The following is a 16,340-nucleotide window of genomic DNA, read 5'->3' as shown; positions in this document are numbered from 1 at the left end:
CGCACTCCGGCGATTCGGCCAGGGTCCTGGGTAAGTTGGAGATATGTCCTCAACCCGGTCAGACTTCGTTCACCTTCATACCCACACCCACTATTCCACCCTGGACGGGGCCAGCAGGATCCCCGACCTGGTTGCCGAGGTGGGGCGGCTGGGGCAGCCGGCTGTGGCCATCACCGACCACGGCAACATGCACGGGGCCTACGAGCTCTGGCGCACGGCCGTGGATGCCGACATCAAGCCCATCATCGGCATCGAGGCCTACGTGACCCCTGAGACTGCCCGCCAGGACAAGAGCCGCGTCCACTGGGGAACCGACGAGCAGCGTTCCGACGATGTCTCGGGCGGCGGCTTCATCACCCACATGACCCTCTGGGCCAGCGACGACACTGGTCTGGTCAACCTGATCAAGGCCTCCTCGGTGGCCAACCTGGAGGGCCTGGTCGGCAAATGGCCCCGCATGGACAAGGACCTGCTGTCCACCTACCACCAGGGGGTCATCGCCACCACCGGCTGCCCCTCGGGCATCGTCCAGACCAGGCTGAGGCTGGGCCAGTTCGACGAGGCCCTGCGTGCCGCAGGTGAGTTCCAGGACATCTTCGGCAAGGAGAACTACTACGTGGAGCTGATGGACCACGGGCTGGAGATCGAGCATCGGGTGACCAAGGAACTGCTGGAGATCGCCCGTCGTCTGGATGCCCCTCTGGTGGCCACCAACGACTCGCACTATGTGCGCAAGGAGGACGCCTCGGCCCAGGATGCTCTGCTCTGCATCAACTCGGGGTCCCGGCTGACCGACCCCGGCCGCTTCAAGTTCGACGGCACCGGCTACTACATCCGCTCGGCCCAGGAGATGCGCGAGATCTTCAAGGAGTTCCCCGAAGCCTGCGACAATACCTTGGAGATCGCGGAACGCTGCAACGTCATGTTCGACGACCACGAGGACGGGGCCTTCATGCCCCGCTTCGACTGCCCGGAGGGCTGGGACGAGACCTCCCTCTTCCTGAAGAAGGTGGACGAGGGACTCAAGAACCGCTATCCGGATGGGGTGCCCGAAGAGGTCTCCCACCAGGCCGACTACGAGTGCGGCGTGATTTGTCAGATGCAGTTCACTGGTTACTTCCTGGTGGTGGCCGATTACATCAACTGGGCCAAGCAACATGGCATCATGGTGGGGCCGGGCCGTGGATCGGCGGCAGGATCCATGGTGGCCTACGCCATGGGCATCACCGAGCTGGACCCGCTCAAGCACGGGCTGATCTTCGAGCGCTTCCTCAACCCCGAGCGCGTCTCCCTGCCCGATATCGACGTGGACTTCGACCCCGAGGGGCGCATGAAGGTCCTGGACTACGTGGGCCGCAAGTACGGCTCCGACAAGGTGGCCCAGTGCGTGACCTACGGCACCATCAAGACCAAGCAGGCCCTGAAGGACTCGGCCAGGATCATGGACTACGAGTACTCTGTGGGCGACCAGGTCACCAAGGCCCTGCCGCCCACGGTCAACGGCAAGGACATGAGCCTCAAGGAGATCTTTGATCCTCAGTCCAAGCGCTACCCGGAGGCCAAGGAGTTCCGTGACCTGTACGAGTCCAATCCGGACGTCAAGCGGATCACCGAGGAGGCCAAGGGCATCGAAGGCATCATCCGCCAGACCGGCGTGCACGCCTGCGCCACCATCATGGCCTCCAACCCCATCACCAACACCTCGCCGCTGATGGAGCGCACCGACGGCACGGTGACCACCACCTTCGAATACCACACCTGCGAGACCCTGGGGCTGGTCAAGATGGACTTCCTGGGGCTGTCCAACCTGACGGTCATCAGGGACACGGTCGCCAACATCAAGCGCAATGGCAAGGAGCCCATCAGCATCGAGAAGGTTCCCCTGGACGACAAGGAGACCTATCAGCTGCTCTCCCGGGGCGACACCCTGGGCGTCTTCCAGCTCGATGGCGACGGGATGCGATCCCTGCTGCGCATGCTCAAGCCCGACAACTTCAACGACATCTCCGCCCTGATCGCCCTCTACCGACCGGGGCCCATGGATATGAACTCGCATATCAACTATGCCAAACGCAAGAACGGGCAGCAGAAGATCGAGCCCATTCATCCGGAGGTAGCCAAGCCCCTGGCGGGCGTGCTGGACGAGACCTACGGTCTGATCGTCTACCAGGAGCAGGTCCAGTCGGCAGCCCGGATTCTGGCCGGTTACTCCCTGGGCCGAGCTGATGTGCTGAGAAGGGCCATGGGCAAGAAAAAGCCCGATGTCCTGGCCAAGGAACAGGTGCCCTTCTTCCAGGGCATGAAGGAGCACGGCTACTCCCAGGAGGCTGCCCAAGCGGTCTGGGACGTCCTGGTGCCCTTCTCCGGCTACGCCTTCAACAAGGCGCACTCTGCGGCCTACGCCCTGATCGCATACTGGACCGCCTACCTGAAGACCCACTATCCGGTGGAGTTCATGGCCGCTCTGCTGCAGAACGAGAAGACCAACAAGGACAAGACCGCCCTCTACCTGGGTGAGGCCAGAAGGATGGGCATCCGCATCCTGGCGCCTGACATCAACGAGTCGGTGGCCGAGTACTCCGCTGTCGGCGACGTGGTCCGCTTCGGCCTGGGAGCCATCCGCAATGTGGGCGACAAGGTGGTGGCGGACATCATCAAGGAGCGCCAGGGGCCACGCGGCAAGTACGTCAACTTCATGGACTTCGTCAAGCGGGTGCCCATGGAGGTGCTCAACAAGCGAACCGTGGAATCCCTGATCAAGGGCGGCGCCTTCGACGGCATCGATCCCAACAGAAGGGCCCTCTTCCAGATTCATGACGAGGCCGTCGACCAGGTCATGCCCATCAAGCGCAAGCAGGCCGAGGGTCAGTTCGATCTCTTCGCCGACCCCGATGACGACGTGCCCCAGCAGGATGCCTTGGGCGACGCCCAGGTGACCGTCCCTGACATCGACGAGTGGGACAAGTCCACCAAACTCAACTTCGAGCGTCAGATGCTGGGTCTGTACGTGTCCGACCATCCGTTGAGCGGCATGACCTCGGTTCTGGCTGGCATGCGGGACATGTCCATCGCCCAGCTGCTCAACCGGTCCAAGGGCATGGATGGCAAGGCGGTGACTCTGGCGGGGCTGGTCACTGCTGTGGACCGACGGGTCTCCAAGAAGGGCAATCCCTGGGCCATCGTCACCATCGAGGACCTGGAGAGCTCCATCCAGTGCATGTTCTTCGGCAAGGTCTACGACGCCCACTCCGACGACCTGGTCCTGGACTCGGTCATCCGGGTGAAGGGTGTGGTCGAGCTGCGGGACGAGGCTACCAACATCCGCGTCAACGATATGGAGGTGCCCGTTTTGGAGTCGGCGGACGAGCGGCCTCTGACCATCACCCTGCCCAGGCAGGCCCTGGATCGTGGACACATGGAGCGGCTGGCCCGGATACTCAAGTCCCACCCCGGCTACTGCCAGGTCCGTCTGGCGGTCACCGACGATCGGGGCAACGTCCGCCTGCTGACCTTCGGCGACGGATTCCGCACCAGGCACGACACCTCCATGATGGCCGAGATCAAGTCCGTTTTCGGACCCTCCTGTCTGCCGTCAGCCTAGGTCGCGCCCGCAACCGTCTCACCATTTGGGACGGTGGTGAGTCGCTGGCTTTGGGGACACAAAAGTTCACTACCATCAAAGTATGTCAAAGCTCATGATGAGAACCATGGATCTGCGCGGAAAAACCATGTCCCGCGCCCAACTCCTCGCCGCCATGCCCCGAGCCGATATGGGTACCCGGGAGGCCAGCGCCCAGGTGCAGCCCATACTGGATCAGGTGCGTGAGCATGGGGCCGGCGCCTTGCGCGACCTGGAGGAGAAGTTCGATCATGTGCGTCCTCATGATCTGAGGGTCCCGGCATCGGCCATGCAGGAAGCCTTGGATGGGCTGGACCCCAAGGTCAGGGCGGCAATAGAGGAGTCCGTTGCCCGCATCCGCAAGGTCTGCACCACCCAGGTGCCCAAGCCCATGGCCACCGACCTGGCCCCCGGCGCTCGGGTCAGCGAGCGGTGGATCCCGGTTCAACGCGTAGGTCTCTACGTGCCGGGAGGCAAGGCCCTGTATCCCTCCTCGGTCATCATGAATGCGGTGCCTGCCCAGATTGCCGGCGTCGACTCCCTGGCCGTGGCCACTCCGCCCGCCTCCGACGACCCCCGTGGCCTGCCGGCGGCCATCATCCTTGCCACCTGCGCCATCCTGGGGGTGGACGAGGTCTATGCCGTGGGTGGTGCCCAGGCCATAGCCATGTTCGCTTATGGGGCCAAGGGATCCGAGCCTCAGGATGGGGAGATTCTCTGTGACCCGGTCGACAAGATCACCGGCCCGGGCAACATCTTTGTGGCAACAGCCAAGCAGATGGTTTCCGGCATGGTGGGCATCGACGCCGTGGCCGGACCCACGGAAATCGCTATTCTTGCCGACGGCCAGGCCAAGGCCGACTTGGTTGCGGCAGACCTGATCGGCCAGGCCGAGCATGACGAGCTGGCCGGCTCGGTGCTGATCACCGACAGCCAGGATCTAGCCCAGGGTGTTCAGGAGGCTCTGGGGCGCAGGGTCCCTCGGACCGAGCATGCCGACCGGGTGCGCACCTCCTTGGGCGGCAACCAGTCGGGAATCATCCTGACCGACGGAATCGACCAGTCCATCGACGTGGCCAATGCCTATGCCGCCGAGCATCTGGAGGTTCAGACCGCCGATCCTGACGCAGTCATCGACCGGATCCGGAATGCCGGCGCCATCTTCCGCGGCCCTTACTCTCCTGTGCCCTTGGGCGACTACATGTCCGGATCCAACCACGTCCTGCCCACCGGAGGCACCGCCAGGTTCGACGTGGCCCTGGGCGTCCACACCTTCATGAAGCCTGTCGAAGTCATCGAATATGACCAGGAGGGGCTCAAACCCATCGCTGCCAAGATCAACGATTTCGCCGTAGCCGAGGACCTGCCCGCCCACGGCGAGTGCATCCTGAGCCGGTTCCTGGACGACCCCTACGACAAGGCCGACCTGGAAGCCAACGAAGAGAAGGCCGGTCTGCGGTGAGTGCCATACCTGCCGATCTGCCCCTCCGTACGGATCTGGTGGGGGAGGAGCCCTATGGCGCCCCCCAGCTGGATGTACCGGTCTGCCTGAACGTCAACGAAAGCCCCTACCCCCTGGACCAGGAGGTGGTCGAAGCCATCTGCCAGCGTGTCCGCCAGGTGGCCCCCGGCCTCAACCGCTATCCGGACAGGGAGCATGAGGACCTGCGGCAGGCCCTGGCGGCCTACCTGAAAAAGGAATCAGGGACCTCCCTCCAACCCGAGCAGATCTGGGCGGCCAACGGGTCCAACGAGATCATGCTCCAGCTCTTCCAGGCCTTCGGCGGGCCGGGGAGGACCGTCTTGGGCTGCGACCCGACCTATTCCATGTACCCCGAGTACGCCCGGGACACCTTCACCGACTGGGAGCTGGCCCACCGGTTGCCTGATTTCAGCCTGGACATGGATGCGACCATCGAGCGCATCGAGGCTTTGGGGCCAGCCATGGTTCTGGTGACCAGCCCCAACAATCCCACGGGGACGCCCCTGCCTATGGATCAGCTGACCAGGCTTCTTGAGGCCTGTTCCAAGGTCCCTGTAGCGGGCGCGGATCCCTCCGCCCGACCCATCGTGGTCGTGGACGAGGCCTACATCGAGTTCCGCGACCCGGGCACGCCCTCGGCGGTCAGCCTGATCGGGCAGTACGACCACCTGGCAGTCAGCCGGACCATGTCCAAGGCCTTCGCTTTCGCCGGCGCCAGGGTGGGCTACCTGGCCGCATCCCAGGGGATAGTCGACGCGGTCCGCATCGTCCGTATGCCTTACCATCTGAGCGCCCTGACCCAGGCTGCGGCCCTGGCTGCCCTGGAGCACACCGACCTCCAGCTGGCTCGGGTGGATCAGCTCCGCCGGACCCGTCAGGAAACCGCTAAGTGGCTGGCCGGGCAGAAGTTCCATGGCCAGCCCTTGACCGTAGTCCCCTCGGCCTCCAACTTCATCCTCTTCGGTACCTTCCCCGATCGCGATGCCGTCTTCGAGGCCATGAAGGATGAAGGCGTGCTGATCCGGGCCGTGGGCCCTGAGGGCTACCTGAGGGTCTGCATGGGCACGGACGCGGAGATGGAGCGATTCCACCAAACCCTGGTCCAGGTCCTCAAGCGGTTCTAGGAGGATACAGACCAGCGGCACGGCTATGCTGGTGGTCTAGACGCCGTGCAGAAGACCTAGTGCGGACGGAGTGCGCGGCAGAAAGCGGAGGAGCAGCAATGGCAGGCAGAACAGCCACCATCACCCGCCAGACCAGTGAATCCAAGGTGAGCCTGAGTCTGGACCTGGATGGCACCGGAGTGACCGACATCGATACCTCGGTTCCCTTTTATGACCATATGATGACGGCCCTGGGCCGCCATTCCCTGATCGACCTGACCATCAAAGCCAGCGGGGACACCCAGATCGATGTCCATCACACCGTCGAGGACGTGGCCATCGTCTTTGGCGAGGCTCTGGCCCAGGCCCTGGGCGACAAGCGGGGCATCAAGCGCTTCGCCGACGCCACCGTCCCCCTGGACGAGGCCTTGGCGCGAGCCGTGGTCGATATTTCCGGCAGGCCCTATGTGGTCTGCACCGGCGAGCCTGAGGGGTTCGAGTACGCCATGATCGGCGGGCACTTCACCGGCTCCCTGGTCAGGCACGTCATGGAGTCCATCGCCCTGCATGCCGGCATCTGCCTGCACCTGACCCTCTTGTCGGGCAGGGATCCGCATCACATCGCCGAGGCTGAGTTCAAGGCCCTGGCCAGGGCTCTGCGCTTCGCCGTGGAGCCGGATCCCAGGGTGAAGGGCATCCCCAGCACCAAGGGGTCGCTATGAGCGCTGATGAACACGACAAGAATGACAGCGAGGATCAGGGTTTGCCGGATTCCGGCCATCATCTGAGCGAGGAAGAGGTCGAGCGGGCCCTGGCCAGCTTTGAGGCCGAGTTCGATGAAGGCCAGAATCAAGCGGATCAGCCCGTTGAGCACTCCGGATCGGGCGTGGATGACGAGGCTGGTCTGGATTCCGCGCCCGCTGACGAATCGTCGATGGGACCGGACGGGGCTGATGGCGTTGCTGCCGATTTCGACCAAGAGCTTGAAGGCCTGATCGGCAACCGGGCCAAGGCCGCCGTCATGGTAACCCGTCTGGCTTCGGCAGAGCTTCTGGCGGCCTTCTGCCAGATCTCCGATATTTCGGCCTGGTGCATCCAGGCCCGTGAGGGTGCCGTGGCTGTCCTGAGAAACCTGGACGGTGACGGACCGGAGGCAGCCATCCGGGATCTGACCACGGTCGTATCCGGGCTCAGCGCCATCCTGGCGGTCAACCGAGCCGACAAGCTCGAAGTGACCCTCTGGATCAGCGGACAGTCGGGACAGACGCTTGCGCCGCCCATCCTCTTTGCCGCCACCGCCGACTTCGTGGAGGACCTGATGATCGGGACCACCACCGTGGACAGGCTGCGCCAGGATGGGGCCGCCATCTTCGACTCGGGGGAGTACAACCGCGAGAAGGCCATGGGCATCATCGCCTCGCACACCAGGTTCGGGGCCGGAGGATCGACCCGCAAGGGTCGCGTCGAGTAGACGTTGGGACAACAGACCTGCTAGGAGGAACATGACCAGGATACAGGTGCTTGACTATGGGTTCGGCAATGTCAGATCCATGGTGCATGCCCTCTCCCAGCTGGGGGTCAATGCGCAAATCAGCGCCGACCCGGACCTGGCCATGAAGGCCGACGGCCTGGTCATCCCCGGCGTGGGGGCCTACGGGGCCTGCATGGCAGGGTTGCGCGCCGTCGGCGGCGACCGGATCATCCTGGACCGACTGGCCCAGGGCCTGCCGGTTCTGGGGGTCTGCATTGGTCTTCAGATCATGTTCCAGTTCGGGGACGAGGACGGCCGCAGCGAGCCCGGACTGGGCCTGATCCCCGGTCGGGTGACCAAACTGGACGCTGATGTGGTGCCCCATATGGGCTGGGACCATGTCCAGGCGTCTCAGGGGACACAGCTGTTGGCGGGGGTCCAGGACCAGCGTTTCTACTTCGTCCACTCCTATGCGGCTATGGCGGTGCAAGGGGGTGACCGGGCCGGCGTGGCACAGCCCGATCTGTCCTTACGAGTATCGGCGTTGAATGAGCATGGCGACAGGCAGCCAGGGTCAACAGAGGGTGCATCGTTCGGTGAACCGCTGGTTACCTGGGCCACTTATGGGCGCAGCAGGTTCGTTGCTGCCTATGAGTGCGGTCCCTTGAGCGCCACCCAGTTCCATCCTGAAAAATCCGGTCAGGCCGGGGCACGGTTGCTGACCAATTGGGTGCGGACCCTTCCCGGGGCTTCCGGACTTCCCTCTGAGAAAGGTGAATGAGATGTTGACGCTCCTACCCGCTGTCGATGTCCGCGGCGGCAAGGCGGTCCGCCTCAAGCAAGGGGTCTCCGGCTCCGAGAAGGTCTACGGCGAGCCTGCCGATGCGGCCAAGGCCTGGGTCGACCAGGGGGCTGAGTGGCTCCACCTGGTCGATCTGGATGCAGCCTTCGGCACTGGCGACAACCGCGACAAGCTGGCCGCCCTGGTCAACGAGCTGGGAGATCGCGTCAAGGTGGAGTTGAGCGGCGGCATCCGTGACGATGCCAGCCTGGAGGCCGCCTTGGATGCGGGTGCCACCCGGGTCAACATCGGCACGGCGGCACTGGAGGATCCGGAGTGGACCAGCCAGGTTCTGGCTCGCTACGGGCAGAGGGTCTGCGTGGGTCTGGACGTGCGCGGACATACCCTGGCTGCCCGGGGCTGGACCAGGAAGGGCGGGGACCTTTTCGAGGCCATGGAGCGACTGGACCGGGACGGGTGCAGCCGATACGTGGTCACCGACGTGACCCGCGACGGGATGATGACCGGCCCCAATCTGGACCTGCTGGGCCAGGTGGCTGACCGGACCCCGGCCAGGGTGACCGCATCGGGCGGCATATCCAGCCTGGATGATCTGAGCCGCATCCTGGATCTGGCCGATCGGGGCGTGGACAGCGCCATTCTGGGCAAGTCCCTCTATGAGGGGGCCTTCACCCTGGGGCAGGCACTGGACCTGGTCTCAGGGCATTGTTAACGCTATAAGCAAGTCTGCGAAATATAGGAATGGGAGCATAAGCTCTATGGATAAGCAAGAGGAATTCGCGCTGCGCACCGTCGAGGAGCGCGATGTCCGGTTCATTCGCCTCTGGTTCACCGATGTCTTGGGAACCCTGAAGTCGGTGGCCATAGCACCCACCGAGCTGGAGGTGGCCTTCGAGGAGGGGCTGGGCTTTGACGGCTCGGCCATCGAGGGCATGACCAGGGTCTCCGAGGACGACATGATCGTCAAGCCCGACCCGTCCACCTTCCAGATCCTTCCCTGGAGGGGCGGACCGCAGGGCACAGCCCGGATCTTCTGCGACGTGCTCACCCCGGACGGCGAGCCCAGCAGCGGGGATCCCCGGCACGTGCTCAAGCGGGCCCTGGCCAAAGCCAAGGAGAAGGGATTCATCTTCTACACCCATCCGGAGATTGAATTCTACTTGTTCGAGAACCAGGAGGACTGGTCCCAGACCCCGACCCCCATCGACGAGGGCGGATACTTCGACCATGTGCCCCGCAGCCCGGGGATGGATTTCCGACGGGCCTGCGTCAATATGCTGGAGCAGATGGGCATCTCGGTGGAGTACTCCCACCACGAGGCCGGACCGGGGCAGAACGAAATCGACCTGCGCTATGCCGACGCCCTGACTACCTCCGACAACATCATGACCTTCCGGACCGTGGTCAAGGAGATCTCCCTGGAGCGGGGGATCTACGCCAGTTTCATGCCCAAGCCCTTCACCGACCAGCCTGGATCGGGCATGCACACCCATCTGAGCCTGTTCGAGGGGGACACCAATGCCTTCTACGAGGTAGGCCAGGAGTTCAACATGTCCCAGACGGCCCGGCAGTTCGCCGCCGGCATCCTGGCCCATGCGGCCGAGATCTGCGCGGTGACCGACCAGTACGTCAACTCCTACAAGCGGCTCTGGGGCGGGGCCGAGGCGCCCAGCTACGTCTGCTGGGGGCACAACAACCGGTCCGCCCTCCTGCGCATACCCCAGTACAAGCCCGGCAAGGGCAACTCGGCCCGGATGGAGTTCCGTGGGCTGGATCCGGGGGCCAACCCCTACCTGGCCTACTCGGTGCTGCTGGCCGCCGGCCTGGACGGGATCGAGCAGAAGATGACCCTGTGCGAGCCCACCAGCGATGATGTCTGGGAGCTGACCGACGCCGAGCGGCAGGCCATGGGCATCGAGCCCCTGCCTGACAGCCTGGACGCGGCGCTCAAGGTCATGGAGAAGTCGGACTTCGTGGCCCAGGTGCTGGGCGAGCAGACCTTCGAGTACTTCCTGCGCAACAAGCACCGGGAGTGGGCCGGATACAGCCGGCAGGTCACCCCCTACGAGCTGGCCTATTACCTGCCCAGACTTTGAAACCAGGACTCACTGGTCCGATCGGCCGAACCAGTTGTTGTAGATGATGACGAAGTTGCGGTTCCCATAGCTTGAGCAGCGGTCGCCTTCGCCGTCGCCTGCCTGCAGTGCTGCCTCGTTGGGCTGGTAGGGCGTATAGATGTAGAGCAGGGCAGTGGCGTCGTTCTCGATGTAGACCTTGCCGCTGCCGCAGGAGGCATCGGGGCTGAAGCGCACATCGTTCAGGGCCTTGGTCTGGTAGGCATACTGGTCCCGATGGGCCTGGTAGTAGCGGAATCGGTGGGCGGCCCCGTAGACCTGATTGAAGAATCCGGCATAGCGGGTGTCGCAGTCTGCATCATCCGGGCAGGAAAGGCCCATGGCCGACTTGAGCTGGACCTGGGTGGGGGACTGGTTGGTGGCCACCAGATGCTGCTCCTTTTGCAGCATGGTCAGGAGGACCTTCTGGCTGATTCCACAGGAGCGGGCGGCCCCGTCGATGATCTGAGCCGCGCTCTGCCTCTTGCCGCCCTTGTAGGCATCACAGAGACCGTCACCGGGACGGTCGGGGACATCCATCTGCAGGCTGCGCAGGCAGGTGGATCCGCTGCATGAGGCTTCATGTTTGTTGAAAAAGTCCTGGACATCGTCGGCGTTCATATCGACGGTGTCATGGAAGCGGTGATCGGTGATGATTTTGCCTGGATTGAAAACGTACTCCTGGGACAGCTCCTCCTGGTGGCGGATGACGCGGCCGACCATCAGCCGGTAGGAGACGAAGCGGACGGCCAGGACGCACAGGGCGACCACCAGGACTATGGCCATCAGGGCGGCCCCCAGGGTCTGCGCGCGGCGGAGGGTCATCCGTCCGCGTTTGGTGCTGCCCCTGCGTGATCGTCCCGATGGCCTTGTGCTCATGGTTTTCCTTCCAGCGCCTTCTTGATTCGTTGCAGGCTGACAGGGATGGCTGTCCCCAGCTCCTGGGCCCAGATGGAGACGAAGTACTCCTCCATCATCCAACGTCCCCTTCGCGCACGGTCCATGGCCTGGTCTCGTCCGGGACCGGCGGGCAGGGCCTGGGCCGCCTTGGCCGCCTGGTCCACCAGATCCTGGGCGGTCTGCGCCTGCCAGGCCCATCGTACGTCACGGTCCTTGTCCCTGCGGGCCTTGTCCAGGCGCATCTGGTCCGCCTTCAGATATGTGCGCAGGCGGGGGAGGGCATAGGGGGGATCGGCACCGATGAAGCCCTTGGCCACCAGAGTGGCCGAATGCTGGCGTATCCACTGCAGGACCGAGAGCAGGGGCAGATCAGCCGGGCCTGATACGGCCTTGTCCACCTGGGCCGAAGTCTCCAGAATGGCGACCACATCCTTGGCCACCTGATACACCGTGTCCTCGTAGACCTGGCTGACGCCGGCCACAGCCTCCTGCAGGGTCCGGTCGTCGGTGATGGTCTCGGTGTGGGGGATCAGGCGCTTGACAGCGGCCATCTGCAGGTCCTCGGCAAGGGCAGAGGTGTCCGGGTAGGGGGCCGAGGCCAGCATCAGGGCCTCCCGGCTCAGCCAGCGCGAGGAGATCCTTTGGGCAGGCAGGTGGAGCTTGCCCAGGGCGGCCTGCCAGATCAGCTCCTCTCGCGGTTTGGTCGTGGCGCCGGACTGGTGAAGCAGGTCGGCGCTCTTGACCACCTGGCCCTGTCGGGCGGCCTTGCTGGCCTGGGAGTCCACCCGGGACCGGGCCGACTGCCGGGCCTGTCCGGCCAGGTCGCGCTGCAGGTCGGTCAGGGACTTGGACCGGCCCAGGACCTTGGCATGGCCGTGGCGCCGTTTCTCCTCCACCTGGAAGGTGGGCCGCAGGTAGTCGGGCAGTCGTTCCAGCCTGTCCTGGGTGAAGACCTCCGGGTGCAGCTGGGCTCCGACCGTGTCTATGGCCGCGGCGGTGAAGGCCTGCTCGAAGTCCGGCCAGCCCTCGGCGGGGATGGCTTCTGCACCGTTTTCGTTCCCGGACGCAGACTGCTGGTCCGCCGACCCGTAGGTGGCCTGCTCTGCCGATGCGGGATCGGCGCCGGGCAGCAGGGGATAGTGGCCGTCTATCCAGGCGCGGATGGTCCTGGCGGCGTCAGGGGCGGGGACGAACTGGACCCGGAGGGTCTTGGGCAGGGACTTGATGGTGGCTGTGATCAGGTCGTCCAGGAGGCCGGGCACGGTCCAGCTGAACTGCCCTGGTGTCAGCTGGTTCAGGCAGTGCAGGGGGATGTGAACGGTGATGCCGTCATCTGGTTCTCCCGGCTGATAACGGTAGGTCAGGGGCAGGTCCATGGGCCGGCCGTCGGTGCCCAGGGTGTGCCAGTGGTCGGGGTAGTCTCCGGGTCGGTAGGAGACGGACTGGTCGTTCAGGCGCTCCACCTTGTCAGGGTCGAAGTCCAGCAGGTGGGGGTCCGCATCGTGATGCCGCCGCCACCAAGAGCCCAGTGCGGCCAGGGAGGTGGCCTCCTGGGGAATGCGCTCCTGGTAGAAGTCGTAAAGGTCCTCCTCGGTGACCGTGCCGGTCACCTGGCGGGTCCGGCTGGTCCGCTCGCCGGCCTCGCTGAGCACCTGACGGTTGGCCTGGATGAAGCCGTCATGCGGGAAGCGCTCGCGCACGTCGCCCTGGACCAGGCCCTGGCGTATCAGCATGTCCCTGGCCTGGCCGGGGTTGATACGGGCCCACTGGACCGTCCTGTCGCGCACGATGGGCAGTCCGTAGAGCAGAACCTTGGAGGTTGCCACCGCGGCACCACGGGAGGCCGACCAGTGGGGTTCGGCGTAGGTGGTCCTGGTCAGGGACTTGGCCAGGGGTTCGGCCCAGGCAGGGTCGATGGCCGCGCAGCAGCGCGCCCAAAGCCGGGAGGTCTCCACCAGCTCGGCGGCCATGATCCAGGGCGGATTGGCCTTGGAGAGTGCAGAACCGGGGAAGATCGCGAAATGCGTGCCGCGCGCCCCCTGGTAATCGTTCTTGGCCTGCCGGCGCGCCCGCTTCATGGCCTTGGCCCGGGCCGCGCCATGCAGGCCGGCGAAATCGGAGGCCTTGGGCTCGTGGACCACCTGCATCCCCATGCTGGAGAGCAGACCGGCCAGCATGGACCGGTGGATGCCCTGGTCGTCCCAGGAGCAGACCAGGGCGTGTGCCGCCTGCTGCCCCATAGGCAGGGCCAGCAGGGTCTGATCCGGTCCCTTGACAGGTACAGGGGAGCCTACCTTCATGTGCAGACCCCGGCACATCTGGGCCAGCTGCCGGTAGAGGTCATGCCACTGCCGCATGCGCAGGAAGGCCATGTACTCCTGCTTGCAGGCCTTGCGCAGGGTCCCGTTGGAGGGCTCCTTGTCCTGCGGGAAGAAATGGTTCCAGATGTTCAGGGCCGTCAGGAAGTCGCTGGAGGGATCCTCGTAGCGGGCGTGGATCCGGTCGGCCTCCTCGCGCTTCTCCTCCGGGCGCTCCCGCGGGTCCTGCAGGGAGAGGAAGGCCACGACCACCAGAACGGCGGCCAGGGTGTCCGGGGTGGCGTCCTGGCCGGCCTGCAGGATCATTCTGCCCAGACGGATGTCAATGGGGATCCTGGCCAGCCGCCGTCCCAGGCTGGTCAGCCGGATGAGGCCCTGCTGGCGGGAGATGGCCTGCAGCTCGGTCAGCTCCCGCAGACCGTCGCTGACCGCACGGGTGTCGGGCGGATCGATGAAGCCGAAGTCAGTGACGTCCTCGGCCGTATGGGCCACGCCCACCGAGAGCATGTGCAGGATGACCGAGCCCAGGGAGGTGCGCAGGATCTCAGGATCGGTGAACTTGGGACGGGTGTCATAGTCGTCCTTGGCATACAGACGGATGGCGATGCCGTCGGCCACGCGCCCGCAGCGGCCTGCACGCTGATCGGCCGAAGCCTGGGAGATGGGTTCGATGGGCAGGCGCTGGACCTTGGCCGACTTGGAGTAGCGGCTGATCCTGGCCAGTCCCGGATCCACCACATAGCGAATGCCCGGCACCGTCAGGGAGGTTTCGGCCACGTTGGTGGCGATGACGATGCGCTGATGGCCATGGTGTTCGAAGACCCGGTGCTGCTCCTTGGCCGACAGGCGGGCGAAGAGGGGGATGATCTCCAGGGCGTCCGGGCGGCGCATGTCGGAGGTCCTAGGGCCGAAGTGCCGTCGCAGGGCGGTCTCGTACTCCCGGATGTCGCGCTCGCCGGCGGCGAAGACCAGGATGTCCCTGGGACCGTCCACATGGGTGGAGTGGATGACCAGCTCAGCGCAGGCGCGGGCCACCGCCTGGGGGATGTCCGGCTCCTCCCTGTCCTGGCCCTCCTGATCGGAGTCGAACCCGGGGACATGCCGCATCAGGGCAGGGGCCGACCCGGCAGGCTCGTAGAGCGTCTGGACCGGGTAGGTGCGGCCGGAGACCTCCAGCACAGGCACCTGGGTGTGCAGGGCCTTGGCGAAGTGGTCGCGGAACTTGACCGAATCGATGGTGGCCGAGGTGATGATCAGCTTCAGATCTGGCCGTTTGGGCAGCAGGGCGGTCAGATACCCCAGCAGAAAGTCGATGTTCAGGCTGCGCTCGTGGGCCTCGTCGATGATGATGGTGTCGTAGGTCCGCAGCTGGGGATCGCCCTGGATCTGCGCCAGGAGGATGCCGTCGGTGACCACTCGCAGGCGGGTGCTGCGGCTGGACTTGTCGGTGAAGCGAACCTGGTAGCCGATCTGGTCGCCCAGCCTGGTGCCTGTCTCCGAGGCGATGCGCTCAGCCACGGTTCTGGCGGCGATTCTTCTGGGCTGGGTGTGCACGATTTGATGCCCGTGGTCGCCGCGACCCATTTCCAGAAGAATCTTGGGGATCTGGGTGGTTTTGCCCGAGCCGGTCTGGCCGGAGACGATGACCACCTGGGAGGACTGCACGGCATGGACAATGTCCTCCTTGGCCGCGCTGATGGGCAGCTCGGCTGGATACTCAAACCTCATGCCCGGCCCACCTCGATGATCCGGTAGCCCTTGGAAGAGGCATACTTCTCCGCCGTCCAGCCGGAGCCCAGGGCCTCAGCCAGCCAGGGGATCAGGGAGTCGGCGCCCAGGTTGCGCTGGACCACCAGGTAGGCCCGGCCTTGGGGCTTCAGCCTGGGCAGGTAGGTCATCAGCAGGTCGTGCAGGGCCGCCTTGCCCACCCGGATGGGCGGATTGGACCAAATAAGGTCGAAGCGCAGATCGTCCGGCACCTGTTCCGGGGTCAAGGTATGCACCCTGTCAAGATCCTGGGTTTGTGCATTGCGGGAAGTCAGATCCAGAGCCCGCAGGTTGATGTCCACAGCATAGACGTCGGCCTTGGGCGCCTGCATGGCCATGCTCAGAGCGATAGGCCCCCAGCCGCAGCCCAGGTCCAGAAAGTCGCCCTCGGCCGGGGGCTGGGGGACGCGTTTGAGCAGGACCGAAGTGCCCAGGTCAAGCCTGCCTGACGAGAAGACCCCGTGGGAGACCTCCACCTGGCAGTTGCGGCCGGCCAGCTCCACCTGGATGGTCCGCCGCTGGTCGGGGGAGGCCGGACGGGCTACGAAGTACTGTTCGCCTCCGTCCGTCCCGGTCCTGGAGGATTGCCCCCGGCTGCTGCCATGGTCCCTGTGCGTCATGTCCATCCTGTCCGTCTTTGAAATCTGCCCGTCCCTCGGGCATCCGCTGATGTCTGCTAAGAAGATGATAATAAAGACTGTGTCATGATTCCGCCTACACCGGATTCGTTCCCTAGTCCATAGATCGATGCAGAGGTGCCTTT

The 16,340-nt window shown here is 64.8% G+C and carries 11 protein-coding genes; 8 read left to right on the top strand and 3 right to left on the bottom strand.

All coding sequences use genetic code 11. The features are described 5' to 3' along the window. Positions 1–43 precede the first annotated feature (43 nt). From dnaE to glnA, 8 genes are all read left to right on the top strand, one after another. Positions 44–3,601 carry a DNA polymerase III subunit alpha gene (dnaE, locus tag AC0AII_RS06405; RefSeq protein ID WP_101432112.1) on the top strand — a complete coding sequence of 1,186 codons (3,558 nt, stop codon included), beginning with the start codon at positions 44–46 and terminating at the stop codon, positions 3,599–3,601. An 82-nt stretch (positions 3,602–3,683) separates the two neighbouring features. Beyond that, complete coding sequence (hisD, locus tag AC0AII_RS06400) at positions 3,684–5,081, top strand: histidinol dehydrogenase (RefSeq protein ID WP_490446527.1); 1,398 nt, start codon at positions 3,684–3,686, stop codon at positions 5,079–5,081. After that, positions 5,078–6,226: a histidinol-phosphate transaminase gene (locus AC0AII_RS06395; RefSeq protein WP_490446526.1), complete on the top strand. Its 1,149-nt coding sequence runs from the start codon at positions 5,078–5,080 to the stop codon at positions 6,224–6,226. The genes hisD and AC0AII_RS06395 overlap by 4 nt, the downstream gene beginning before the upstream one ends. A gap of 98 nt (positions 6,227–6,324) precedes the next feature. Further along, complete coding sequence (gene hisB, locus AC0AII_RS06390) at positions 6,325–6,927, top strand: imidazoleglycerol-phosphate dehydratase HisB (RefSeq protein ID WP_490446525.1); 603 nt, start codon at positions 6,325–6,327, stop codon at positions 6,925–6,927. Then, positions 6,924–7,676, top strand: coding sequence for a hypothetical protein (locus AC0AII_RS06385; protein ID WP_490446524.1), 753 nt, complete (start codon positions 6,924–6,926; stop codon positions 7,674–7,676). Before hisB ends, AC0AII_RS06385 begins: the two co-directional genes overlap by 4 nt. 31 nt (positions 7,677–7,707) lie before the next feature. Then, positions 7,708–8,457, top strand: coding sequence for an imidazole glycerol phosphate synthase subunit HisH (gene hisH, locus AC0AII_RS06380; protein WP_490446523.1), 750 nt, complete (start codon positions 7,708–7,710; stop codon positions 8,455–8,457). Between the two features lies 1 nt (position 8,458). After that, the gene (gene priA / locus AC0AII_RS06375; protein ID WP_490446522.1) at positions 8,459–9,190 is read left to right on the top strand and encodes a bifunctional 1-(5-phosphoribosyl)-5-((5-phosphoribosylamino)methylideneamino)imidazole-4-carboxamide isomerase/phosphoribosylanthranilate isomerase PriA; all 732 of its coding nucleotides are present in this window, start codon (positions 8,459–8,461) and stop codon (positions 9,188–9,190) included. 46 nt (positions 9,191–9,236) lie between these two features. Continuing rightward, on the top strand, positions 9,237–10,574 hold the full coding sequence (gene glnA / locus AC0AII_RS06370) for a type I glutamate--ammonia ligase (protein WP_045924085.1): 1,338 nt from the start codon (positions 9,237–9,239) through the stop codon (positions 10,572–10,574). Between the two features lie 9 nt (positions 10,575–10,583). On the opposite strand, the gene AC0AII_RS06365 is transcribed toward glnA, so the two are convergent. Genes AC0AII_RS06365 through AC0AII_RS06355 form a run of 3 tightly spaced genes read right to left on the bottom strand, consistent with a single transcriptional unit; the run spans position 10,584 to position 16,197 of the window. After that, entirely contained in the window at positions 10,584–11,471 is an 888-nt protein-coding gene (locus AC0AII_RS06365) for a hemagglutinin (RefSeq protein ID WP_490446521.1), read from the bottom strand. After that, a complete protein-coding gene (gene hrpA, locus AC0AII_RS06360) occupies positions 11,468–15,538 on the bottom strand; it encodes an ATP-dependent RNA helicase HrpA (RefSeq protein WP_490446520.1) in 4,071 nt (1,356 codons plus the stop codon). The genes AC0AII_RS06365 and hrpA overlap by 4 nt, the downstream gene beginning before the upstream one ends. After that, complete coding sequence (locus AC0AII_RS06355) at positions 15,535–16,197, bottom strand: class I SAM-dependent methyltransferase (RefSeq protein ID WP_490446519.1); 663 nt, start codon at positions 16,195–16,197, stop codon at positions 15,535–15,537. Before AC0AII_RS06355 ends, hrpA begins: the two co-directional genes overlap by 4 nt. Positions 16,198–16,340 lie beyond the last annotated feature (143 nt).

It is taken from the genome of Bifidobacterium sp. VU/mBH4 (B4), assembly GCF_058199535.1.
The sequence above is the reverse complement of the archived record's forward strand: the minus strand, read 5'-3'. Positions and strand labels throughout refer to the sequence as shown.

Bases quoted from the DNA above. Each gene is read 5' to 3' on its own strand.
- dnaE (WP_101432112.1), top strand. From the start codon at position 44: ATGTCCTCAACCCGGTCAGACTTCGTTCACCTTCATACCCACACCCAC.
- hisD (WP_490446527.1), top strand. From the start codon at position 3,684: ATGTCAAAGCTCATGATGAGAACCATGGATCTGCGCGGAAAAACCATG.
- hisB (WP_490446525.1), top strand. From the start codon at position 6,325: ATGGCAGGCAGAACAGCCACCATCACCCGCCAGACCAGTGAATCCAAG.
- AC0AII_RS06385 (WP_490446524.1), top strand. From the start codon at position 6,924: ATGAGCGCTGATGAACACGACAAGAATGACAGCGAGGATCAGGGTTTG.
- hisH (WP_490446523.1), top strand. From the start codon at position 7,708: ATGACCAGGATACAGGTGCTTGACTATGGGTTCGGCAATGTCAGATCC.
- priA (WP_490446522.1), top strand. From the start codon at position 8,459: ATGTTGACGCTCCTACCCGCTGTCGATGTCCGCGGCGGCAAGGCGGTC.
- glnA (WP_045924085.1), top strand. From the start codon at position 9,237: ATGGATAAGCAAGAGGAATTCGCGCTGCGCACCGTCGAGGAGCGCGAT.
- AC0AII_RS06365 (WP_490446521.1), bottom strand. From the start codon at position 11,471: ATGAGCACAAGGCCATCGGGACGATCACGCAGGGGCAGCACCAAACGC.
- hrpA (WP_490446520.1), bottom strand. From the start codon at position 15,538: ATGAGGTTTGAGTATCCAGCCGAGCTGCCCATCAGCGCGGCCAAGGAG.
- AC0AII_RS06355 (WP_490446519.1), bottom strand. From the start codon at position 16,197: ATGACGCACAGGGACCATGGCAGCAGCCGGGGGCAATCCTCCAGGACC.